This window comes from Pedobacter sp. P26 (assembly GCF_050632135.1).
Classification (GTDB): Bacteria; Bacteroidota; Bacteroidia; order Sphingobacteriales; family Sphingobacteriaceae; genus Pedobacter.
The window spans coordinates 2528641-2553376 of the sequence record NZ_CP192574.1; the positions used below are offsets into that span (position 1 = coordinate 2528641).

Annotated in this window: 20 protein-coding genes and 2 pseudogenes; 15 read left to right on the plus strand and 7 right to left on the minus strand. The window is 37.3% G+C overall.

The genetic code is table 11. The annotated features are described in order from the left end of the window. The first annotated feature begins 163 nt into the window (after window positions 1–163). A pseudogene (locus ACQ86H_RS11605) lies at window positions 164–804 on the plus strand (CoA transferase subunit A). A gap of 54 nt (window positions 805–858) precedes the next feature. Next, window positions 859–1518 (plus strand): CoA transferase subunit B, encoded by a 660-nt coding sequence (locus tag ACQ86H_RS11610; RefSeq protein WP_138821774.1) that lies wholly within the window; start codon window positions 859–861, stop codon window positions 1516–1518. Window positions 1519–1642: 124 nt separating this feature from the next. Here ACQ86H_RS11610 and ACQ86H_RS11615 read toward each other — a convergent pair whose 3' ends face one another. After that, window positions 1643–2293, minus strand: coding sequence for a uridine kinase family protein (locus tag ACQ86H_RS11615; protein WP_138821773.1), 651 nt, complete (start codon window positions 2291–2293; stop codon window positions 1643–1645). After that, the gene (locus ACQ86H_RS11620; RefSeq protein ID WP_138821772.1) at window positions 2290–3813 is read right to left on the minus strand and encodes a muramidase family protein; all 1524 of its coding nucleotides are present in this window, start codon (window positions 3811–3813) and stop codon (window positions 2290–2292) included. The genes ACQ86H_RS11615 and ACQ86H_RS11620 overlap by 4 nt, the downstream gene beginning before the upstream one ends. Before the next feature lie 283 nt (window positions 3814–4096). Between ACQ86H_RS11620 and ACQ86H_RS11625 the strand changes: the two are divergent. Both ACQ86H_RS11625 and ACQ86H_RS11630 read left to right on the plus strand, forming a co-directional pair. After that, a pseudogene (locus tag ACQ86H_RS11625) lies at window positions 4097–4575 on the plus strand (Dps family protein). A gap of 105 nt (window positions 4576–4680) precedes the next feature. Beyond that, window positions 4681–6516 carry a UbiD family decarboxylase gene (locus ACQ86H_RS11630; protein WP_431294938.1) on the plus strand — a complete coding sequence of 612 codons (1836 nt, stop codon included), beginning with the start codon at window positions 4681–4683 and terminating at the stop codon, window positions 6514–6516. A gap of 13 nt (window positions 6517–6529) precedes the next feature. Here ACQ86H_RS11630 and ACQ86H_RS11635 read toward each other — a convergent pair whose 3' ends face one another. Continuing rightward, a complete protein-coding gene (locus ACQ86H_RS11635) occupies window positions 6530–7849 on the minus strand; it encodes a hypothetical protein (protein WP_431294939.1) in 1320 nt (439 codons plus the stop codon). A gap of 86 nt (window positions 7850–7935) precedes the next feature. Then, window positions 7936–8262 (minus strand): hypothetical protein, encoded by a 327-nt coding sequence (locus ACQ86H_RS11640; protein WP_431294940.1) that lies wholly within the window; start codon window positions 8260–8262, stop codon window positions 7936–7938. Between the two features lie 373 nt (window positions 8263–8635). On the opposite strand from ACQ86H_RS11640, the gene ACQ86H_RS11645 reads away from it, so the two are divergent. From ACQ86H_RS11645 to ACQ86H_RS11660, 4 genes are all read left to right on the plus strand, one after another. After that, a complete protein-coding gene (locus tag ACQ86H_RS11645) occupies window positions 8636–9469 on the plus strand; it encodes a hypothetical protein (protein ID WP_431294941.1) in 834 nt (277 codons plus the stop codon). Window positions 9470–10120: 651 nt separating this feature from the next. Further along, a complete protein-coding gene (locus tag ACQ86H_RS11650) occupies window positions 10121–10906 on the plus strand; it encodes a sensor histidine kinase (RefSeq protein WP_138821766.1) in 786 nt (261 codons plus the stop codon). Further along, a complete protein-coding gene (locus ACQ86H_RS11655; RefSeq protein WP_431294942.1) occupies window positions 10899–11558 on the plus strand; it encodes a response regulator in 660 nt (219 codons plus the stop codon). Before ACQ86H_RS11650 ends, ACQ86H_RS11655 begins: the two co-directional genes overlap by 8 nt. A gap of 148 nt (window positions 11559–11706) precedes the next feature. Next, complete coding sequence (locus ACQ86H_RS11660) at window positions 11707–14085, plus strand: hypothetical protein (protein WP_431294943.1); 2379 nt, start codon at window positions 11707–11709, stop codon at window positions 14083–14085. 51 nt (window positions 14086–14136) lie between these two features. Here ACQ86H_RS11660 and ACQ86H_RS11665 read toward each other — a convergent pair whose 3' ends face one another. After that, window positions 14137–15666 carry an OmpP1/FadL family transporter gene (locus ACQ86H_RS11665; RefSeq protein ID WP_431294944.1) on the minus strand — a complete coding sequence of 510 codons (1530 nt, stop codon included), beginning with the start codon at window positions 15664–15666 and terminating at the stop codon, window positions 14137–14139. A gap of 21 nt (window positions 15667–15687) precedes the next feature. After that, window positions 15688–16695, minus strand: coding sequence for a hypothetical protein (locus ACQ86H_RS11670; protein ID WP_431294945.1), 1008 nt, complete (start codon window positions 16693–16695; stop codon window positions 15688–15690). Window positions 16696–16893: 198 nt separating this feature from the next. On the opposite strand from ACQ86H_RS11670, the gene proS reads away from it, so the two are divergent. The 6 genes from proS (at window position 16894) to ACQ86H_RS11700 (ending at window position 22661) form a co-directional block, all read left to right on the plus strand. After that, complete coding sequence (gene proS, locus ACQ86H_RS11675; RefSeq protein ID WP_431294946.1) at window positions 16894–18366, plus strand: proline--tRNA ligase; 1473 nt, start codon at window positions 16894–16896, stop codon at window positions 18364–18366. Between the two features lie 117 nt (window positions 18367–18483). After that, the gene (locus tag ACQ86H_RS11680) at window positions 18484–19623 is read left to right on the plus strand and encodes a cystathionine gamma-synthase (protein ID WP_431294947.1); all 1140 of its coding nucleotides are present in this window, start codon (window positions 18484–18486) and stop codon (window positions 19621–19623) included. A 209-nt stretch (window positions 19624–19832) separates the two neighbouring features. Next, on the plus strand, window positions 19833–20672 hold the full coding sequence (locus ACQ86H_RS11685) for a TIGR02757 family protein (RefSeq protein WP_138821759.1): 840 nt from the start codon (window positions 19833–19835) through the stop codon (window positions 20670–20672). Window positions 20673–20788: 116 nt separating this feature from the next. After that, the gene (locus tag ACQ86H_RS11690; RefSeq protein ID WP_138821758.1) at window positions 20789–21403 is read left to right on the plus strand and encodes a Crp/Fnr family transcriptional regulator; all 615 of its coding nucleotides are present in this window, start codon (window positions 20789–20791) and stop codon (window positions 21401–21403) included. A 609-nt stretch (window positions 21404–22012) separates the two neighbouring features. After that, a complete protein-coding gene (locus tag ACQ86H_RS11695; RefSeq protein WP_431294948.1) occupies window positions 22013–22354 on the plus strand; it encodes a response regulator in 342 nt (113 codons plus the stop codon). Continuing rightward, a complete protein-coding gene (locus tag ACQ86H_RS11700; protein WP_431294949.1) occupies window positions 22287–22661 on the plus strand; it encodes a LuxR C-terminal-related transcriptional regulator in 375 nt (124 codons plus the stop codon). Before ACQ86H_RS11695 ends, ACQ86H_RS11700 begins: the two co-directional genes overlap by 68 nt. On the opposite strand, the gene ACQ86H_RS11705 is transcribed toward ACQ86H_RS11700, so the two are convergent. Continuing rightward, window positions 22629–22871 (minus strand): hypothetical protein, encoded by a 243-nt coding sequence (locus ACQ86H_RS11705; protein ID WP_431294950.1) that lies wholly within the window; start codon window positions 22869–22871, stop codon window positions 22629–22631. The two genes, ACQ86H_RS11700 and ACQ86H_RS11705, sit on opposite strands and share 33 nt — an antisense overlap. A 553-nt stretch (window positions 22872–23424) precedes the next feature. On the opposite strand from ACQ86H_RS11705, the gene dinB reads away from it, so the two are divergent. Continuing rightward, window positions 23425–24735, plus strand: coding sequence for a DNA polymerase IV (gene dinB, locus ACQ86H_RS11710; RefSeq protein WP_431294951.1), 1311 nt, complete (start codon window positions 23425–23427; stop codon window positions 24733–24735). Window position 24736 lies beyond the last annotated feature (1 nt).

Genomic DNA, 24736 nt, shown 5'->3' on the forward strand with positions numbered 1-24736 from the left:
AATTCCAATTGATAGATATTCCTAAGAGATTTAAAATTATAATTGCTGCATTCTGAAGGCAATTTGTAATTTAGCGCACTAACCAAAAATTCATAAGATGATAAATAAAGTAGTATCTGGTGCCGAAGAGGCCATCAAAGATATATCAGATGGGGCAACCCTAATGCTTGGTGGTTTCGGGCTTTGTGGCATTCCAGAAAATTGTATCAATGCTTTGGTAAGCAAACAGGTTAAAAATTTAACCTGCATTTCCAATAATGCTGGTGTAGATGATTTTGGTATTGGTTTAATGCTAAAAAAGCGTCAGGTAAAAAAATGATTTCTTCTTACGTAGGTGAAAATGCCGAGTTTGAAAGGCAGTTGTTAAGTGGCGAACTGGAAGTAGACCTTATTCCTCAGGGTACTTTGGCTACCCGTTGTCTTGCCGCCGGATATGGTATGCCCGCAATTTTTACCCCTGCTGGTGTAGGAACTGAAGTAGCAGAAGGTAAAGAAGTACGTAATTTTGATGGTAAGGATTATTTGATGGAATATGCATTTGATGCCGATTTTGCCATTGTTAAAGCCTGGAAAGGTGATACAGCAGGGAATTTAATCTTCAGGTCTACAAGTCGCAATTTTAATCCGGTAATGGCCATGGCAGGTAAAGTTACCATTGCTGAAGTGGAAGAACTGGTTGAAGCGGGTGAATTAGATCCTGATTATATCCATACCCCTGGTATTTATGTTCACCGGATTTTTCAGGGCAAAGAATATGAGAAAAGAATTGAGCAGCGAACGGTTAGAAAGTCTGAAGTCGAATAGCAGATTAAAATATTCAACCATTCAATTATTCACTCACTCAATCAATTAAAATTTATGTTTTCAAAAGAAGAGATCGCACAGCGCATCGCTAAAGAAATAAAAGACGGATACTACGTTAACCTGGGTATCGGTATACCTACACTGGTGGCCAACTATATCCCAAAAGGAATTAATGTGGTATTGCAATCAGAAAACGGCTTATTGGGCATGGGCCCATTTCCTTTTGAAGGAGAAGAAGATGCTGATTTAATAAACGCCGGAAAACAAACCATCACCACCTTACCTGGATCATCTATTTTTGATTCGGCCATGAGTTTCGGAATGATCCGTGCACAAAAAGTAGATTTAACTATTCTTGGTGCCATGGAAGTTTCGGAAAACGGAGACATTGCCAACTGGAAAATCCCGGGTAAAATGGTTAAAGGAATGGGAGGTGCAATGGATTTGGTGGCCTCGGCCAAAAATATCATTGTAGCCATGCAACATATCAACAAAGCCGGTGAAAGTAAATTATTGCCAAAATGTACCTTGCCCTTAACCGGTGTGAAATGCATCAAGAAAATTGTTACCGAACTTGCGGTTTTAGATGTTTTACCTGAAGGTGGTTTTAAACTTTTGGAACGTGCACCGGGGGTGAGTATCGAATTTATACAGAAATCTACAGCGGGGAGACTGGTTGTGGAGGGTGAAATTCCTGAAATGAGACTGGATTAATTGGTAGTTTGTGAGGACACAAACCGTGGCTTTATAAATCGCGGCGATTAGGACTTCGACTCCGCTCAGCCTGACCCTTTGTAATAAAAAAGAAGTCAAGTTTTTTTAAAACTTGACTTCTTTTTTATTGTATATCCACCAAAATACTATTCCTCAAATTATTCGAAATATCTTCTGTGATGGCGATTATTTCGTCGGGCTCATTGGTATTATTCATAACTACCTTATTGCATTGTTCGCGGTAGGGTAGCAGATATTCTTTATAGGCTGGTACTACATGGTTATGCCATTTGTACAATACGTCATCTTCCGGATAACCCCGTTCTAAGCCATCGCGTTTGATACGGCGGTCCAAAGCAACCTGTTCATCCGCATCAACGAAAATGGTATGATCCAGTAAAGCTGCGATTTCTTTAAAATGAAGGATAAAAAGCCCCTCAACAATAATAATAGGCGCCGATTTAATCTCCAGTATTTTAACTACAGCCAATGGGTTATTAAAGTTATATTCTTTTTTATAAACCACTTCACCGCTCATTAATTGCTTGATATCTCTCAAAAACTGTTCGCTATCAATGGTTGAAGGAAGATCAAAGTTGTATAACTTATTTTCTTCCTGTGTCATGTCACCGGCAGGGATGTAATAATCATCCTGTGATACCAGTGTTACTTCATCTTGTTTAAAATGATGGAGAAAGCAGTTTAGGAAAAATGTTTTGCCCGATCCGCTACCGCCGGCAATACCAATTATAAAAGGCTTTTTGTTTGAACTCATTGAGCACTATAGGTTAAATTGCAGAAAAAACGTTTGTCTAAAGCACCCAATGAATCGGCTACAGCTTTAGTCATTACAATGATAACATCTTTTGTAGATTCGTTCTCTGTAAATTTACCAACAACTTTAGCAAAGGTAGTGCGGTTGGTCATTGGATTGGTGATTTTGATTACCCTGCCTACAGGTGCTGTACGGTGTAAAACCAACATTTTTGTGCCATCCAGGTCCTGATCAGCAATCCAAACCGCGGTACCTTTTTCTTCGATCTGGCTTAAGCCATAAACACTTGGGTCGCGGCGCAGTTTAGGATCTTTAACCATGGTGCTGTCCGGTTCATTTTCCTGCTCCTCTTTTGAAATATCATTTACCGATTTTGGTTGTGGTGGTTTCGGGATAATCAGTTTTTGGTCTACCTTAATATTGTTATCATCCAGTTTATTTGCTGTTCTGATCTGAAAGGCTGTTAAATTGTATTTTTTAGCAATAGAGAAAATGTTTTCGCCAGTTGCTACAGTATGGATAAAACTTTCTTCTTTGTTTGCTACCGGTACTTCTTTTGTTTTGGTTTCAGCCTGCTTTTCTTTTGGTACCTGAACATCGGCAACAATGCCGCCCGGAACTTTTAAAACCTGTCCGATGGTAATGGCGTTATCAGGGAGATTGTTCATCGTTCTGATCTGATAAGCGGTAATGCCATATTGCTTGGCAATAGTGAATATGGTTTCGTTCCTTAAAACGGTATGCGTACCTGCTGTATCACTGGATTTATTCTCTTGTGCCGGCTTTTCTTCAACAGCAGCCGAAACTACTTTATTTTCGTCGATGTTTTTTGTTGCCGGGATTTTCAGTTTCTGACCAATACGGAGGTTATTGCCTGAAAGGTTATTCGCTTTTTTTACTTCTTCAACCGTAGTGCCGTATTTCTCGGCAATTTTTCCTAAAAACTCTTTAGGTGCAACGGTATGCTCGATCATGGTTTGATCTGAAGCCGGGCTATTGTTTACAGGTAATTCTGTATTGTTTTTTACTGGTGCTGTAACTGGCTCAGCTGCTGCAGTCTGTGTGCCGTTTTTCGCCGGAATTTTTAACACCTGTCCGATGCTTAAATTACTGCTCTTTAAATTATTTAAAGCCTTAATTTCATTTATTGTAGTACCATATTTTTCGGCCAGCATGTTCAAATTTTCTTTCGGCTTAATGGTGTGTTCTATCACACTGGCCGTTGAAGAAGTTGTTTCTGCATTTGGTGATCCACTAGCTGTAAAAGGAATATTTGTAGGGACTTTGATGATTACCCCGACCTGTAAGTATTTGTTCTCGTTAAAAGCCATGATATCCTTGGGTGATACATTGTATCTTCTTCCGATAGAATAATAAGTGTCTTTTGCTACGGTTTGGTGAACGATCAGTTTTTTGCCTTTGTTATTTTCTACACCGATAGAGTCTCTTGCTGTGTTGGCCCTGGCATTTGCAATATTCAGCGCAAATAACACTACAGCAGATAAATATATTTTATGCATTTATTTTTATCTAAATTTCTAAGTCAAAGGGAGCAATTATACGAATAATATTGTTAACCATCTCATGTTTTACCACTCGTTTTCAGGTAAAAACAAGATAAATCATACCTTATTATTTTGATATGCTGTTCATTAACAAATGTTTATGAAATTTTTGTTTATATGATAATGAATATTAAACGGTTTAATAAATAGCGTATTGTTCAAAAGACAAAATTGAGCAAAACTTTTCTAAATTTGAGTTGTTACGTTGACATTAAAATACATCATAAATTATAATAAAATGGACGCTAAAGAAATAAGCTTAAACGAAAAAGAAGTTAAACCAGTTGTTGATCTGTTAAATGATTATTTAGCTAATTACCACATTCATTATCAAAAATTAAGAGGTTGCCACTGGAACATTAAAGGACAGAATTTTTTACGCTTCATGTTAAGTTCGAGGAATTATATACAAATGCTCAGCTAACTATTGATGAGATTGCAGAGCGTGTATTAACCTTAGGTAAAGCACCACATAGCCGTTTTGCTGATTATATTAAAGAATCTAAAATTAAAGAGATTGATACCATTGGTATGAAAGATCTTGATATGGTAGATGCCATTTTAGATGATATGGCTTCACTGATCGAATTGGAAAGGGAGCTTTTAGAAGCTACTGATGAGGCTGGCGACGATGGTTCTAACGATATGGTGAACCGTTTTATGCAGTTTAAAGAAAAAAATACCTGGATGTTACGTTCTTTTGCCGGAAAAAAATAACCAGGGATTGGTAGGTTAAAAGCCTTATATAAGTAGCTTAATTGTAAAATCTGCTTATATGGGGCTTTTTTGTTTCATTGGAAATCTAAATATTTATCTTTGGGAATGGCGTACAAAAGTTTAGCAGAATGTGTTTCCGATCTTGAAAAGCACGGTCATTTAATCAGAATCAAAGAAGAAGTAGATCCTTACTTAGAAATGGCCGCCATCCATTTAAGGGTTTACGAAAAGGAGGGACCGGCACTGTTATTCGAAAAAGTTAAGGGGAGCCCTTTTCCTGCGGTTTCTAATCTATTCGGAACTTTAGAAAGATCAAAATTCATTTTTAGGGATACCTTGCCAAAGGTGCAGCAATTGGTTTCTTTAAGAAACGATCCTATAAAAGCATTGAAAAATCCTTTTAAATATGCAGGTTCGGCAATGTCGGCTTTATCAGCTTTGCCGCTCAAAACACCTTCTGCAAAAAATAAATTTTTAAAAACAAGCATCAGTCAGTTGCCTCAGATTGTTAACTGGCCGATGGATGGTGGCCCATTTGTTACCATGCCACAGGTTTATACTGAAGATATAGATAAACCAGGTGTACTTAATGCTAATTTAGGGATGTACCGTATTCAGTTAGGAGGAAACGATTATATCCAGGATAAAGAAATTGGTTTGCACTATCAGATCCACAGGGGGATAGGCGTGCACCAATCGAAAGCGAATGCCCTTGGACAGCCTTTAAAAGTAAGTGTTTTTGTCGGAGGTCCACCTTCACATCCTTTGGCTGCCGTAATGCCATTGCCGGAAGGTTTGTCGGAAATGACTTTTGCCGGTGCCCTTGGCGACAGGCGCTTCCGTTATTTTTATGATGATGAAGGTTTCTGCATCTCTGCTGATGCCGATTTTATCATCACCGGCACCGTTTATCCAAATGAAAATAAACCAGAAGGACCATTTGGTGATCATTTGGGTTATTATAGCTTAACACACCCATTTCCTTTAATGAAAGTGCACAATGTGTACCATAAAAAAGATGCGATATGGTCGTTTACTGTTGTTGGTCGCCCACCGCAGGAAGATACCAGTTTTGGTGCATTGATTCATGAGATTACAGGTTCGGCCATTCCACAGGAAATACATGGTTTAAAAGAAGTTCATGCCGTAGATGCTGCTGGCGTGCACCCTTTACTTTTTGCCATCGGTAGCGAACGTTATACGCCATATTTAAAAGAAAGAAGACCACAGGAGATTTTGACCATTGCCAACCACATTCTGGGTAAAAATCAGTTGAGTTTGGCCAAATACCTTTTTATAGCGGCTAAAGAAGATGATCAGCAACTGAGTACACATCATATTGAAGATTTTATCAAACATATATTACAGCGGATTGATTTAACAAGAGATATCCATTTTTATACCAATACCACCATTGATACGCTGGATTACAGTGGCGACGGATTAAACAGTGGTTCGAAAGTGGTGATTGCTGCAGCAGGTAATCAAAAAAGAGAATTGTGGAGTCATGTTCCTGAGGGACTGAAATTGAGTGAGGCTTTTTATCAGCCCAAAATTGTCATGCCAGGCGTTTTGGTTTTAGCGGCTAATAAATACCTGAATCCAGAGAAAACAGCTGCAGAAATTGCGATGCTGAACATGGCCCTGATTGATCAGGATTTATCTGGTCTGCCTATAATTATATTGGCCGATGATGCTGAGTTTACAGCTGCCAATATTGATAATCTGGTTTGGGTAGCTTTTACCAGGAGCAATCCGGCAGCAGATATATATGGTATCAACGATTTTACCATTAATAAACATTGGGGATGTAAAGGCTCGTTGATTATTGATGCAAGGAAAAAGCCCCACCACGCACCTGAATTAATTAAGGATGGAGTGGTAGAGGCTAAGATTGATGAAATGGGTAAAGAAGGTGGAGCGTTATTTGGGGTGGTGTAAGTGGTTTATCATCTTAATAAGCTTTAATTTTAGATTTAGATATTCCAAAGTTTATTCCAGCTAATGCGATAATATTATTTACTTCACTAAAATTTTTTCCAAATGTGGTCGTAAAATAAATATTATCAGAAAGCTTGTAGCTACCTATTATGGCAATCCTGTCATCAGAACCATTGTTTTTAGTCAGATTAAACCTTTGCAGATATTCAAGTGATAGACAGAATTTTAAAATATCATAATTCAATCTGGTTCCAACATCTAATAAATCAGCTTTAGCAGTATAATCTTCAAATTTTTCATTATTTATATACCTCGTAACAGCCGTAATATAAAAATTATCGCCTTTGGGTCGCCAGTTAAAAGAGAGCCACGTAGCCCATCTGTTTATTTTTGCATCACTAAAAGAATTTGTATTGGACCCCCCACCAATTGCTCCTGCGGCATCTATAGTAAAAATTGGGTTGCCTATTAACCCTGAGTAGATTTTTTGTAATGCTGTAATTTTGGTCGTATCAAGAATGGCTAGTGCATTTTCAATTTCAGTTTTAATCGAATCTAGTTTGTTAAGAATCTCTTTGTTGTACGATTGAAATAATCTTGTTCGTATACCACCTGCGATATAGCTTGAAGTATCAGTTTTTACTGTGGCTGCGGAAATCGAAAAATTATATAATATGGGCATTCTATTCTTGTACATTTTTTCTGCTGAAAGCTTAGGGTGGTTAACCAGCCAAAATGGTGCAAATTCCATAGCACCGCCCTTACCTTGTAATAAGCCTAAAACATTTACTCCAAAACCTTGTGGTGTAGTTGGTTTTTCAATTGATGATGGTGTTTTATCTAGTAGAATAAAACCCGGCGAAGAGGGGGTTTCCAAATTCTGAAAAGTTATTTTATCGGATATTGATTGTGCAGACACCTTGTTGATGTTAAAGCCGATAATAAAAAATAATAATGTTAGAAGCATAAGTCTGTATTTACCTTTAAAACTTGCGATTCCATTTTCTGGAGCTTCTCCAACATCGATTTTCGTAAATAAGACCTTATTCTCTAGATTAAGAATGGTTGTCGTAATTACGCATTTATTTGTAAATTGATTTACGTCCAGTACGTTTGTTTCTATCTCTATTTCTTTATTTACTAGATTGTTGGAATCGCCTATAAAAGTGTATTGCGTTAAATTCCCTTTGGCAAGTTGTTGTGCACCAAGCATAACTTTAGAACCGCCAATCTGTCCGTTTCCAATTTGAATAGACAGAAAAATTTTGTCCTGTTCAGCAATTCCATTGAATTGTCTTACTTCTGGCTCAAGTTGATATTTTTTGATTTCCATTTTAGTTGAATTAAAGGGTAAGTGCTTGTTAGAAAGGTTGGTGAAGTGATTTTCGTAAAATTATTTTTTATTCAAATAATTTTAATTTAGTTGTCATCCTGATTGGCAGAAGGAGCCAATAAGCCAGCCAATGCACCAATTACCGCAGAACCGATTGAAGCTATAATGGTAATTACTTTATCAGCAGCCTGTATCTCTTTAACATTAATTAAAATACCTGTAGTGACAACCAATAAAACTAGACTTAATGCACTAACAACCAGTCTGTATATCCAGACATCATTTTTAGGATTGGACGCTGCATTTTTAATTAAGGTATCCTGCGGATTGGCTTCAAATTCCTGTTTTAGTCCTGGCTTTTGGTCAAGATCTTTGATAAAAGATTCGACTTTGTTTAATGAGAGTTTTGTCATGATTTTAGGTTTTTAGTTTCTTGTTGATTAACCCATCATATTTGTAATGGGATACAAAAAATGATCGATTTACTCTGCCATCTTTCTTATCCAAAGCTAGTTTTGAAAGCCTATCCAAATCAAGCGTGAAAACATGCGAATTTATACGCGTGAAAACCGCAATGAGTTGCCGTGAAATCACGGTATTTTAAAATAAATGGAAGATGGAAAAAGAAAGTAAAAAGTAATTTTAAATGTATTATATCTTGGTTTTTAGGTGGCTAAAATGCTGTTTACATAGCTGATGCATGGTTTTAGGATTTTCAATTTCAAATTCTGATCGTGTATATTTAGGTATAAGTTATTTTATAAACCTCAAACTAAATTAAAAGCTATGAAACCTTTACCGTGTACTTTTGTAACCAAACAAGAAAGCAATTATCGTGAACAATGGTTTAATTATTATAAGTATCCTATACTTAATACCATTACATCGTTGCAAGAAGGAATGCAAGAAAACAACAGACTGGATTTTGAGAATATCGTAAGTGCTATTGAGTTTTTTAAGCTTCTGAAAGAAAATCTTAAAGCTAAGGATGATGGTGTTAGGGTATATTTTGCCTCCCCATCTAGTGATGGAACTGTAACAAGAGGTAAATGTGGTCTACTAACACTCATTTTCGGAATAACTGAAGGTGTTGATAAAGTTGATAATAAAAATTACTTCGCTTATAATGGAAAAACTTTTGATAAGGTTCAAGAAGATCAGGCAAGAATCTGGGTTCATAATTATCAAAATGTAAAACGTGGTATGCTTTTCGAAACGCTATCGGAAAATGATAGATTAAATCATTACCAGGAAACTAAGCATATATGGTTTAGCTTAATTCAGATAACGGAAACAATTGAAGAAATGGAAATCCAAAATGCAAAGCCTGGAAATATGGTAACTGGGTTTGGTATCCGTTTCGTATCTTATACCAATCTAGCTTATTCATTTCCAAAACCAGTACCAAATCAGGAAGAAAGAAAACAGCGATTAACTATTGCTTTTACCTTTATGAGTGGAAAAAAGGATATTGGGATAGAAGATATTGATAGCGATGAATTTAATGAAAGACTTGAGGTAACTATGAATGGATTTCGTGGAGATACTTTTGATACCGGAGATCCCACTCCACCGCCATCAACCGATAATATGGCAGCACTTGATGTCTCAGATAAATAGTAAATGCTTATTTTAGATACATATTAAATTTATGTATCTTAAGTATTTATATCTCGTCTCTTTAGCAATCTCCTCATTAGTAGGTGTTTGCTTTCGATTAAAATTAACAAAGCAGCTAAAAACGGTTGCTTTGTTATCTGTTTATACTTTTTTGCTTGAGCTTAGTGTATTCTTATTTAAGCAAGAGTTTGGTTATGAGGGTAATACGCTACCCCAGTATAATTTTTTTATTTTGATAGAATTTATGTTTTACGCCTATTTCTTTAAACAGATTATCAAAAATGTTTACTTACAAAAAGTAATAAAATTATTCTTAGTAATGTTCCCGGTTCTTTGGTACATATTTAGTTTTTACTGTTTTAATATACTACAGTGGAGTAGCTATGCTTTTGTGTTTGGTGGAACATTTATTATCTTTTTTGCACTTATTTATTGCTATGAAAAATTAACTTCCGAAGAAACTACATCACTTTTTAGTGAGGGTGAATTCTGGATTGCTATAGGTTTAATTGTTTATTACACCTGCGTTGTACCCTATATGGGGATGTTCCATTATTTGACAGAAAACTATGAACAACTTGCCGTTAAACTAAAGAAATTAAATTTAATAACCAATATTATTATGTATTGTTTATTTGCCTACGCCTTTATATGCACAACGATCAAGACAAAGAAGTCCTCTTTGTAATTATTCCCAGTATCATTATTTTTTTTGCACTTAGTAGTGCGATTGTTTTCTTTATGCTCTATTTTCAGAAAAAGAAATTCCAGTATGCAAAAGAAAAAGGAGAGCTGGAAAAACAATATGGTGAGCAATTGCTGCAATCGCGGCTCGAAATGCAGGAGCAGACTTTTGAAACAATAAGTGAAGAAATACATGATAACGTTGGGCAGTTACTAAGTTTGGCTAAACTGCAATTGAGCATTCTGGAGCAAAAAGAAATCAGCGATAAATCATTGATCACTGAAATTAAAGGAAATGTAGGCAATGCCCTTACCGATTTACGTGATATTGCGAAAAGTTTGAGTACAAGCCGTATCCAGGAATTAAGTTTGTTGCAGGCGGTAGAACAGGAACTACAGCGCATAGGCAGGGCAGGAGTTATTGTTTGCAAAGTTGAGGTAACCGGTAACGAACAGCAGATTGCAGAACAGAAGAAAATCATCATCTTCCGGATTGTACAGGAAAGTTTACAAAATATATTAAAACATGCCCAAGCCACCGCAATTGATGTTGGATTTGATTTTTCGGAACAGCTCAATATAACCATCAAAGATAATGGTGTCGGTTTTAGTGCAGGTGAAAAAGAGAAAATTGAGACTGGGTTGGGACTTCAGAATATTGTAAAACGCGCTACACTAATTATGGGAGAAGTTATAATCAACAGTGTGATTAATAATGGAACTAAAATTATCTTAACCATTCCTTATGTCTGACCAGATTAAAAATATAGCCTTAGTTGATGATCACGTTTTGTTTAGAAAAGGATTGGCCGCTTTGATCAGCTATTTTCCATCCTACAACATATTATTTGAAGCTGCTAATGGAAAAGATTTTATCAGGCAGTTAAAAATATACGATGTACCTGATATTGTATTGTTGGATATCAACATGCCCGAGATGGATGGGTATAGTACGGCTTCGTGGCTGCGGACAAATCATCCGGAAGTAAATATACTTGCTCTAAGTACCATGGATGCAGAAACTGCCATTATTAAAATGATTACTAATGGTGCCAAAGGTTATGTACTAAAAGATGCCGAGCCTGAAGAGCTCAAGCGTGCTTTTGACGAGGTGATCAGTAAGGGGTATTTTTATAATGACCTGGTTACGAGGAAAGTTATGCAGTCATTAAGTTCGTTAGCTACAAATTCGAAAATATCAGAATTCGTAAAACTTACAGAAAGGGAAATGGACTTTCTGAAATATACCTGTACCGAAAAAACGTATAATGAAATTGCGGCTGAAATGTTTGTGAGTCCGCGTACCATTGATGGTTATAGAAATTCCTTATGCGAAAAATTACAGTTAAAAAGTCGCACAGGATTGGCTTTGTATGCGGTGAAGCATGGAATAGTTAAAATTTAGAGATCATTTTAAATGATATCATCCTATAAACTGTTCTGAGGGTTAAGTCACTAATTGGAGATAATTTGAGATTCTAGCTAAAAATTTCGATTTTTAGCCAGATCATCCAAATATGCTTTCAAAATTTCAAATCCTCTTTACCTGCATCATGCTTTTATTAGTAAAGGCAAAGGCGCAGGATGTAAAACTTGATAGTGTGGCGTTAAATATTAACCGCTATGGTTTAGAAACGGTTCAATCTAATCTGTTCGTTCATTTCGACAAAACTGTATACACCAATAATGATCAGGTTTGGTTTACCGGATATCTGCTTAAAACGATTACGAATTTAGATCAATACCACACCCTTTATTTATCATTGATCAACAACAATGATAGCAGTGTCATAATCCAGGATAAATTTTTGATTGAAAAAGGAGTTGCATGTGGTGCACTTACTTTGCCTGACTCACTTCCGGGTGGTTCCTATCGTTTTGTGGCGAATACCAATATTAAAAAGGATAATCAGCCAGATGGCGGATTTGTGCAACCCATTATCATTAAATCTACTACTGTAAATCCGTTAACAGCCAGTATTTCTCTTTTTAAAGCGTATGATGAGCAAAGCAAAAATGGGACAGCATTGTTAAAAGTTTTATCCAGCGATAACCGTTTTGTTGAAAATGCAGAAATAAAATATCAGATCGGTAAGGACAAACAAACATTGCTCACTGGTTCAGCTAAAAGCAGCATAATTGGTGAACTGATGATTAACTTTCCTGCGGATAAAATTACAGCGGATAATAATCAACTTAATGTTTCCATCAAAAAAGGTAAAGATATCAGGCACATCAAGTTTAATCTTCCGGTAAGGAACCGTTCAAATTATCAGATTCAGTTTTACCCTGAAGGAGGTTACCTGGTTGAGCGCTTAACCTCGAAGGTAGGTTTTGAAATTAAAAACCTGGAAGGCACTGCAATAAAAGCAGCGGGTGTCTTGTATGAAAATGATATGGTAATTGATACCCTCGAGAGCAATTCTACAGGGCTTGGTTCATTTTCAATCTGTCCACAGCCATCAAAAAAGTATTATGTTAAACTTTTTGGTAATGAACAGGGAGGTATCAGTTATCATTTACCTGCGGCATTAAAACATGGAGCTGTTTTAGAAGCAGGCACGGCAATAGCCGAAAATGAATTCAGGCTACAGCTGGAGGCCAGTAGCAATCAAAAAGTTCATGTTCTGGTGCATAATTTCGCTGATGTTTTTTTGTATGACGATTTAATTTTGGCAGCTGGTAAAACCCAAAACATAAGATTTGAATTAGATTTTGTACCTATTGGACTAAATTCCGTAACTATTCTCGACAGTAACTACCGGCCGATGGCCGAAAGGATTTTCTTTGCACATTACGACATGCTTAATCAGACCGAATTATCGACAGATAAAAATGAATATGGCACAAGAGATCAGGTGAATTTAAAATTGAACGTAAGTGGTAAAAGTAAAGCCCCACTTACAGCACTGGTTTCTGTTTCATGTACCCAGGCCAATAGGATTTCAGTTGGGAATAACCAGAATATTGTCGATTATTTTTATTTACAACAACATTTAAAACCTCTTCCTAACCGACCGATGGGTTTAAAGTATGTGGATCAGAATTATGTGAATGATGTACTTCTGATTAAAACCTGGAGCAGGTATAAGTGGCCTGAAGAAGAGGTAGTTGATGAAAAATCAGTACTTTCAAGCTTTGAATATCATGGTGAAATTACCAGAAGAAAAAAGTTACTGACCAGCCCCATAGGCTTAACAACAATAGCAGGTGAAAACCTTAATTTTCTGGATACAGACAGTGCAGGCAGATTTAATATTCCATTTAATCATCTCCTGATTAAAGAACCGAAAACCCAGGTTTGGCTGGGAATGGTTGCCGATAGATATGATCTTTACTCGCTTGAAATAAATAACCCGCAAGAAGAACTGACAAAACACATTTTACAGCAAAATTTTGAGCTTCCCCATGTAAGAGCTGAAGTACTGAATAATGCTTATCAAAGCATCACTTCGGCTGCTGGTATCAAACTTAAAGAAGTGGTGATAACTAAGAATAATCAAAACACTGATTATGCCAAAAGAACTTATAATAAATGTGGTGATTATGTTTGCAGGTATAACATTCTAAACTGCCCTAATCATATTGCGGATGCTGGCAGTAGAAGTCCGGTAATTGGTAAAACTTATTCTGACGGGAAAGGTGGTGAAATCATTTACCCGGGATGTTTGGAGGCAGAGCGTAAGCCTAATATTACCATCCTCAAGGGAATCAATCTTGCCAAAGAGTTCTATGTGTCTGATATTAATAACAAAAACGAACCCATCAGTTTTTCAACGGTGTATTGGAACTATCAGGTAATGATTAAAGGTGAAACATCCATTAGTTTTAATACGGGCGATTTAACCGGACCATTTAAAATTATTGTACAAGGCGTAACGGATGGGGGAGTGGTTTATGGGGAGAAAGAAATTATGGTGAAGAATAAATAAAAACGGCCTCAGTGTTTAACTGAAGCCGTTTATGTATGGTGTTTTCAAAATTTAAAATCTCACTCCAAAAGTTAAAAATACATTGTTCCTTTTGCTTTTCACATCAGCAACGGGCTCAGAATAATCATCCAACAAATAAGGGCTTGAACTGAAATTTGTTTTGTAGTTCTGGTATGCCACATCGAAATAGTAATTGTCAATGCGATAACCAAGTCCACCAGTATAGTATTGACCCTGATAAAATTTATTATCGCCACCTTTAACACCGTTTCCATTTACGCCGTAACCTGCACGTAAACTCAATTCGTTGGTTACTTTTACTTCAGCACCAACTCTATAGTTAACAGCTTCTTTATAAGATGCTTTAATAAATGCATTATTATCGTTAATTGTGGTACGGTCAGATCCATTAGAATCAGAAAAACGCATCGAAGAATAATCTACATAATCCACATCAGCTGATATTAATGCAGTACCTGCAATTACGTAACTAATACCTGCAGAAGCTTTTAAAGGTGTACGCAAATTATAAGTAAATGAATAATATTGAGTTGGGTTGTTCGAATTAGTTGGCCCGGTATTAGCATTTCCAGCAGTAGTAGCCTGTAAAGTCTCACTGGTATTGTCTTCAATATTCATCCAGGTTGGAGTCTGGAAGTTTAAACCGATCCTTAACTCGCTAACTGGTCTGAAAATAGCACCCAATTTTAAATTGAAGCCACCACCTTTAGTTTCCTGATTCCTATAGTGGGTAAGATTATAATTTTCATTTCCGTTGTAGGTAGGAACAGCGTCGCCATCATTGTAGGAGTTAACCACACCTGATTCTGTGAAGGTAGCATCGCTGGTGTATTTTACATTCACAAAACTGGCTGTTGCACCAATATATACCTTATTTCCAAAGTTTAACGCACCTGCAACATTAAATTCTGAAGTCGAACCTAAACGTGCCTCATCCCAGTTTTGCTTAAAATTCGTATTGTTATAAGGCTCTGCAGAATATTTGTTAGGAAAAGTGGGGGTATTTTTATTGATAAGAAAACTGTTATAAGCATCACCCGCGATGCTGTTTGTTACCCCGAAATTATTTGCCTGATCTACGTAAGAATCCCTTATCGAGCTGTTTGTATTAGTTCCGTTGTAACTGATATTATTTAAAAAATCGTTATTTCGGGTATAACTTAAACCAAATACTGTACTCACTAAACCTTTATCTACATCAGATCCTTTCATTTTGGCAGCAGGGCTGTAGAATACTACGCCAATATTGTTCAGATTAATCTGGCTTTTATTAGCTTTTGTATTATTTCCTAAATATGCACTATTATTTGATACTGAATTAAATTCTGGAGTAATACTAAATTCTGATTTGGTAAATAAACCTAAACCCGCAGGGTTAGCATTAATTGAACCAATATCGCCACCAACACCAATTTGCGCGCCACCCATTCCTTTAAACCGGGCAGAGGTACCATAATTGGTTTGAGAGAAACGGAACGCATCAGGCGCGTAACTTTGGGCGTATGTTGTTCCCATAGCAGCTACTGTAGCTACTAGAGAAGCCAGGATGATTTTTTTCATTTGTGTGTTTTGATTTTATAATTAACCTCTTCCAGCTCTTGATGGCCTTGAGCCACCGCCGCCTCCGCCGCCATTGGAACCACCGCCTCCTCCGCCATTTGATGGTGGAGGTGAATAACTTGGTCTGCTCTCGGTTCTTGCAGGTGGATTATAGCTCTCGTTTCTGGTAGGTCTGCTGCTTTGTGTACCTTGAGGTGCATAACCATCATTCCTGGTCGGTCTGCCACTTTGATTGCCTTGGTTTTGGGTATACCCACCTTGGTTTCTTACAGGTCTGCCAGCATTGTTATTTGGTGAATAAGAAACACCGTTTGGATTACTTACGCCAGATCTACTTGGTCTGCCTGCATTTCCTGCAGTGTTTCCATATCTTGGCACGCCTCTGTCATTACTTCCAGGTCTTGGTCTGTAGCTACCGCTATTGGTATACACACCACCACCATAGTATCCACCGCCGATACCCCAGCCTCCGCCGTAATATCCGCCGCCCCAACCGTAACGGTCATAGTATGAATTAGGTCCCCATGAATTCCAACCATAAGGATTGTTCCATCCGTAACCATAGTTACCATAATAGAACGGGTTATTCCAGATACTTCCGTAGCCATAACCCATACCGAATCCGCCGCCCCAGCCACCTAAGCCATAACCGTTGCCCCAACCCAATCCAATCCCTAAATAATTGGATGGTCCGTAGCTGCTACCGTAATAATAGTTGTCGAAATATGGATCATAGTAGCCCTGAAAGCTGTAACCATTGTAAAAACGGTTGATCCTTGAAGAGTAATCCATATCATAATAAGGATTACTTGTGCCATAATATTCATCATATTCTTCCTGACCCTGGGCCTGATATTGCTGGCCTTGCCGGTTCTGAGGTTGAGGTGCCATTTCCACCTCCCTGGCTTTCGCTACAGAGTTATAAACATCATCAGCAGGCTTGGTTTGAGCCAATTTTGATGTAGAGCATGAAGCCACCAACCCAGCAGCAGCAATCATAACAATGGGTAAAAATTTAATTGGTTTCATTGTGTTTATATTAGTTGTGTGTGTTCACGAATATTGATAAACAGGTTTCAAAAGTAACTAATTCTTAACTATTTACTTAGTCTAAAAACGTTAAATTATAATTGATATCAATTCTTAATCGTTTGTAGGCATAAATTTATAAATTTGCTATCGAATTTTACACTTTTTAACGTACAAATTACGTTCCAAATACATAACATGAGCAAAGAAATTACAAGTAGAGAAGCCGATTATTCCCAGTGGTATAATGATATCGTGATTAAAGCAGACCTGGCAGAACATTCTGCAGTACGTGGTTGTATGGTTATCAAGCCGAATGGCTATGCTATTTGGGAAAAAATGCAGGCTGTTTTGGATAAAATGTTTAAGGATACAGGCCATCAAAATGCCTATTTCCCTTTATTCATCCCAAAGTCATTTTTCTCCAAGGAAGCTTCTCACGTTGAGGGCTTTGCGACAGAATGTGCCGTTGTAACACACTATCGTTTAAAAAATGACGGTAACGGGAATATTGTGGTTGATGAAACTGCTAAACTGGAAGAGGAATTGATTGTTCGTCCGACTTCAGAAACAATCATCTGGAATACCTACAAAGGATGGATTCAATCATACCGTGATCTTCCAATATTGATCAATCAATGGGCGAATGTAGTAAGATGGGAAATGCGTACCAGATTATTTCTACGTACTGCTGAATTTCTGTGGCAAGAGGGGCATACTGCACACGCAACCGCAGAAGAGGCAATTGAGGAAACAGAACGCATGTTACACATTTATGCCGATTTTGCCGAAAACTGGTTAGCCGTTCCGGTAATCAGAGGTCGTAAATCGCCAAATGAACGTTTTGCAGGGGCGCTAGATACTTATTGTATTGAGGCTTTGATGCAGGATGGTAAAGCTTTGCAAGCAGGAACATCTCACTTTTTAGGCCAGAATTTTGCTAAAGCTTTTGATGTTAAGTTTACAGGTAAAGATGGAAAATTAGATCATGTTTGGGCTACATCATGGGGCGTTTCTACACGTTTAATGGGTGCATTAATTATGGCCCACAGTGATGATTCCGGATTGATTATTCCACCAAAACTGGCGCCAATTCAAGTGGTTATTGTTCCAATTTATAAAGGCGATGAGGACCTGTCTAAAATTTCGGCATACGTTAACGAGCTAATCATGCGTTTAAAAGGCATGGGGATCTCGGTAAAATATGACGACAGGGATACGCAGCGCCCGGGCTTTAAATTTGCTGATTACGAGTTAAAAGGTGTGCCAGTGCGTATTGCGATCGGCAGTCGTGATTTGGAGAATAAAACCGTAGAAATTGCCCGCAGAGATACCAAAGTAAAACAAACTGTACCGCAGGAAGGTCTGGATATATACATTGCCAAATTACTGGAAGATATTCAGCAAAGCATGTTCAGCAAGGCATTAGCTTATCGGGATGAGCATATTACGGAAGCTAATAGTTACGAAGAGTTTCAGGAACTGTTAGATACAAAAGCTGGTTTTATTGCTGCACACTGGGACGGAACACCAGAAACGGAACAAAAAATTAAAGAGGAAACAAAAGCAACCATCCGTTGTATTCCTTTAGATAATAAACTGGAAGATGGTGTTTGTATTTATTCTGGCAAGCCATCTATTCAGAGAGTGTTGTTTGCAAGAGCTTATTAGGTAGATTTGAGATGTGAGATTTGAGATGAGATGTAATCTCACATCTCCTGTCTCAAATCTAGTTTCTCACATCTCCTGTCTCAAATCCAGTTTCTCACATCTCAAATCTTAAAAAAAATGAAATTCGCAACTAAAGCCATACATGCAGGCCAGGAGCCTGATCCAACAACAGGTGCTGTAATGACACCAATATATCAAACCTCTACCTATTGGCAAAAATCTCCTGGAGATAACAAAGGGTACGAGTATTCAAGAGGTACCAATCCAACACGTAAAGCTTTGGAAGATTGTTTAGCTGCTTTGGAAAATGCTAAATATGGCCTGGCATTTTCGAGTGGAATGGGCGCTACAGATGCAGTACTGAAATTATTACAGCCAGGCGATGAAGTAATTACCGGAAATGATCTTTATGGTGGTTCTTACCGCATTTTTACTAAAATCTATACCAAATACGGGATCAAATTTCATTTTCTGGATCTTTCTAAGCCAGAGAATATGCTGCCGTATATTAACGATAAGACGAAACTGGTATGGATAGAAACACCTACCAATCCAACAATGCAGATTATCGACATTGAAGGCGTAGCAAAAATTACCAAAGAGAAAAATTTGATATTGACAGTTGATAATACTTTTGCGTCGCCATACCTGCAGAACCCTATCGATTTAGGCGCTGATATTGTAATGCACTCGGTAACCAAATATATTGGCGGTCACTCTGATGTGGTGATGGGCGCTTTGGTAACCAATGATGAACAATTGTATAAAGACCTTTGGTTTATTTACAATGCCTGTGGTGCAACGCCTGGTCCACAAGATGCTTTCCTGGTTTTGAGGGGAATTAAAACACTTCATTTAAGGATGAAAGCACATTGCGAAAATGGCGAACGTATTGCGCATTATTTAAAAACACATCCAAAAGTTGATAAAATCTATTGGCCGGGTTTTGAAGATCATCCTAACCATGATGTTGCTAAAAAGCAGATGCGTGGCTTTGGAGGTATGATTTCGATTACCCTGAAAGGAGCTGATTTGGAAGAAACTTTCAGGATCTCCTCTAATTTTAAAGTATTTACGCTTGCTGAATCTTTAGGTGGGGTAGAGTCACTGATCAATCATCCGGCTACCATGACACATGGCTCTATCCCGAAAGAGGAGAGAGAAAAGGTTGGTGTTACCGATAACTTACTTCGTTTAAGTGTTGGGGTAGAGGATATCGACGATCTTTTAGAAGATCTCGAAAGGGCATTGGTATAAAATTTCAATCGGGCATTTTGATTAGCATTTGCCCGGTTTTTTTGTAAAGCCATTTCTATTCCAAAGTTAATGTTTGTCCGGCTTTACACTAAATCTTTTTTGTTGAAGTACCTGCTTCATTAAAATCTGCAAAACAAAAAAGGATACCGTTTCAATCCGGTTTAGGTTGCCAAACTTGTGCTGCTATTTTCGTTTAAATAATTACTTATATGCAATTTCTGGAGCTGAAAAATTTTCTTGATAGCAAAGTTGAACAGTATAATCAGCCTGATTTTATAGCAAACGATCCGGTTTGTATTCCGCATCTTTTCGAGAAAAAGCAGGATATTGAAATTTCAGGTTTTTTTGCTGCGGTTTTGGCCTGGGGGCAACGGAAGACGATTATCAATAAATGTCGGGAGTTGCTTGAACGGATGGATAATGCACCCCACGATTTTGTGATTCACCACAGTGATGATGATTTAAGGCGTTTGCTAAATTTTAAACACCGCACCTTTAACGATACGGATCTACTCTATTTTATCTCGTTTTTTAAACAGCATTATCAAAATTTTGATAGCCTGGAGCAGGCCTTTATTCCTCAACAGGATATTTTTAGATCTGAATACCTGGAAATTTCTTCAACAAAGCGGAGTGTAGAAGTTTCTTCTATCGCTGATCTCCATTTTACGATTGAGCAGGCATTGAACCATTTCAGGTCCTATTTTTTCTCATTGGAAGATTTTCCGCACCGTACTAAGAAACACATTTCTTCACCGCAACAAAAATCGACGTGCAAGCGCTTGAACATGTTTTTAAGGTGGATGGTCAGGGCTGATGATAAAGGTGTTGATTTTGGGATCTGGAATACGTTAAAATCTAAAGATCTGATTTGCCCATGCGATGTGCATGTAGATAGGGTAGGGCGCTTGCTCGGTCTCATTAACCGTAAGCAAACAGATTGGTTAACAGCCGTAGAATTAACCACTCATTTAAAGGAATTTGATCCTTTAGATCCGGTTAAATATGACTTTGCTTTATTTGGTCTTGGCGTTGAAAAGGAGTTTTAGGGTGTTTTTAAATTTATAAATAAATAAAAACTTCTTTTTTAAAATCAATGTTCTTATTATTACGTAGTGATTCTCTTACTTAAAAGAGAAAATCGTCTATCCAAACGGTAATTTCTATGATCGCAGTTAACTTATCTGATGAGGAGAGGTGGAAGAAATATAATAATTTTTCGCCTTTAATTGATGTTTTTAAAAAGTTTCATCCACTAAATGATGAAATAGAAAGGCGCATTAACCAGCATACATTTCCGATTAGTTATAAAAAGAACAAATACCTGGTTTCTCCGGTTGACCGCAATAAATTTTTATTTTTGATTGTAAAAGGGGTGGTGAGGGGATTTATAAAAGATGGAAGTACCGAAATTACCACCTGGATTGCAAAAGAAAATGAAGTGGTGGGAACAATACGTAATTTATGGGTAGAAGGTGATTCGGAAGAGTATTTGCAGGCGTTGGAAGATGTGGATTTAATTGCCATTCCGCATGTATTGTCAGATTACCTGTTTGAAAACTTCGCTGAAGCCAACATTGTGGGCAGAAAAATGATGGAGTTATATTACCGTTCGGCAGAGGAGCGTGCCTATCTTTGTAGGATTTCTTCTGCAGAAAAAAGATATAAACGATTTCTGGTTTCTTTTCCTGACCTGATAAACCGCGTTTCCTTAAAACACATCGCATCCTTTCTGGCCATCAGGCTGGAAACACTCAGTCGTATCCGGGCTAAGATCTAATCATTTTTCAAATTTCCGGTAGTCACTATCATGTGCAAACGGAATCATCGTGTCTAAGAAAATACTACAGGTATTCGAGGGGTGCAAGAAAATCGATAGTACGCTGATACGTGCGGGCACTCATTAAAAATTGAGACAACCAACTTAGGGTCTCATAACTAAACTGACTTCCCTTGTTTTTGTTCATCTGGTTGCCAAAATTCGATTAATACCAACATTAAAACGATTAGTGTTGTGGGCACAGTCAGGCATTTGGGTATGACTTCAGGCCAAACATTGCCTGTTTAATTACCATAATATAGGCAGTATTGATTACAGGTCGAGGTGTTTTGAGGCCTACTAAATCTTTATTTGTACTATTGACTATTAACAAAAATATTTTCTGTTACCCTTGCTCAATTGGCGATTACAAAGGCTATAGCCGTGAAAAGCATGAGATTTCCTCATCATATTCTTGGGTTGAGTTGAACATTACATTGGTAACTCTTAATATTATTAAACAAAATTGTTGAAATGTGTATAATAATATTTACATATTTAAGCGAAAAATTAACTACAATTGCGTAAAAAAAATAACTTTTTACTAACTTGCAGAATATCCTTAATATAATGAAAACAAAAAATGCCGTAAGTACTTTCACTGTGCTCATCGCTGATGATCATGAAATCATCCGCCGTGGCTTAAAAGGTTTAATATCAGACTTTTGGCCTGGTGTTGAAATCATTCATGCATCCACGCTAGAGCAGGCGCTTGTGGAAGTAGAAAAATCACCAAGTTTAATCATCATTGATGTAAACTTGCCTGGAGGTAATAACCTTAAGGTAATCGATCAAATTAAGTTGGTACAGCCCAACGCTAAAATCCTGGTATTTTCGTCTCTAAATGAAAAATATTTATGCTGTACCTTATTTAAAATCGGGTGCTTCTGGTTACCTGACCAAAAATGCTGAAGAATCGGAAATCGTGACTGCAATTACGACAATTTTAGCTGGCAGCCGCTATTCGAGCAGAAATGTTAAAGAGAATATGTTCAACAGCATATTGGGTAATGATGCCGATAATCCTTTCACTAAACTTTCAGGCAGAGAACTTGAAGTGGCAGAACTTTTAACAAAAGGTATTGGTGTATTGGAAATTTCTAATCAGTTAAAGCTTCAAATGGGTACAGTAAGTACGTATAAATTGAGACTTTTTCAAAAGCTGAAAATAAAAAGCATTATAGAGCTAGCTGAAAAGATGAGCATTTATGAAAGATAAAAGAGTATAATACTCTTTTATCTTTCTAAGCTTTTTGCTTTTATCTACAGTACCAGGCCCACTCGCTCCTGATTCATTAGGTGTAGAGCCAGCCTGACCAAATTTATCTGAAGAACCCTTCCCATTTTGATCGAAGGAAGCCTTTTCTTTTGAGCTTCCTTCGCTTTTATGCTCTTTTTTATCTGTGTTTTTATTGTCTTTAGTTTTCATAGATTAAATATTTGTTACTAATTTAACATTCTAAAACAGACAAAGTTTTATTTAATTCGCTAAGCTAAAGCTATAGTTCTGACTAAAATAATTTCAGATTATTTAAAATGAACGGTTATATAAGTATTATACCTGATATTGCTTAGTATAAAAAATCAAGTTATCTGGTAGCAAGTGTATTTATTTAGTTAATTGAGATTAAGATATCTGTGATTATAGATGAATACATTTTATCTTCTACTTAATGATCAGAAATGATGTAAAATGGATGATGGAATAGTTTACTCACTAAAATTGAATAAAGTTACACTTCTTAAATACCTTATATAGTTACTATCCTATTTCCTGGATTCGTGTGCGCACGCAACATCGCGTTGATTTCCCCATAAATATCAATCGTTTTTTAATCTGAACCTATTTTCCTAAGCATAGCGCAAAGGGTAAAAAAAACTAATATTATTAGTATTTTGTTGAAAATTTATCTTTTCAGAATCTTTAATTAACTAAAAATATTAGTAATTTTGATTTTAATCATCCCCCTTATAATACTAGAATGGATAAAGAAAGGCAGATTATTCATATGGATCAGGATGCATTTTTTGTATCGGTAGAAATCAGAAAAAATCCCAAATTGCTGGGTAAACCCGTAATTATTGGGGGTGGTGGCGATAGGGGCGTGGTGGCCTCTTGCAGTTACGAAGCCCGTAAATATGGCATTCACTCCGCCATGCCGGGCCGTACCGCAAAATTGCTCTGCCCCCAGGCTATATTTTTAAAAGGTGATATGGAAGAATATTCCAGGGCATCGCACGAGATTACCGAAATCATCACCGATAAAGTTCCTCTTTTCGAGAAAGCGAGTATCGACGAACATTATATCGATATGACGGGCATGGACCGCTTTTTTGGTTGTATGAAATTCGCGTCAGAACTCCGGCAAACTATTATTAAAGAAATGAAATTGCCTATTTCCTTCGGCCTGTCGATCAATAAAACCGTAGCCAAAATAGCCACGAACGAATCTAAACCTGGTGGCGAACGGCAGGTTACTTTTCCTGAGTTGCGGCCCTTTCTCGATCCTTTGGCTATTCATAAAATTCCGGGTATTGGTCATGCTACTTATAAAAAACTAAGCGAAATGGGGGTTCGCGAAATCCTTACGCTTACGCAGATACCACAACAGCTCATGTTTAAAATTTTGGGACAGCATGGTTTAAGTTTATGGCAAAAAGCAAACGGGATCGACCTTTCGCCTGTGGTACCTTACCGCGAAAGAAAATCAATTGGTACACAGGCCACTTTCGAAAGTGATACCATGGATATGGCTAAATTAAAGGCTATTATAACCGGAATGGTTAGCGGACTAACCTTTCAGTTGCGTAATCAGAAAAAACTAACTGCCTGTATTACGGTAACCGTGCGTTACACCAATTTCGAAACCGTTACCCAGCAGGAGCGGATTCCTTATACCTCGCTCGATTCATTTCTGATTAGCAAAGCACATAGCCTGTTCGAAAAGGTATATTCAAAACGGATGCTGCTGCGCCTGGTGGGTGTAAAACTTTCGCACCTGGTGAGTGGTTACGAACAGATTGGTTTATATGATGTCGCCGAAGAAGAGTATAGTCTTTACCAGGCCATGGATAAGGTGCGTAACAGCTATGGTGCCGAAGCGGTAGTAAAAGCCTGTATTGTTACCCAACCACCACGCGATGAAAAAGGAAAAATAATTAAATACAATCCCCGTAAAAAGAAAATTTTAATCGAAAACCAAGCAGAAGAAGAGTCGGAAATAAAGAAACGTTCGAAAATCAGAAGTTTTATGAGTGAAAAAGGAATAACAGGTTCCAAATCTTACGAGTAGT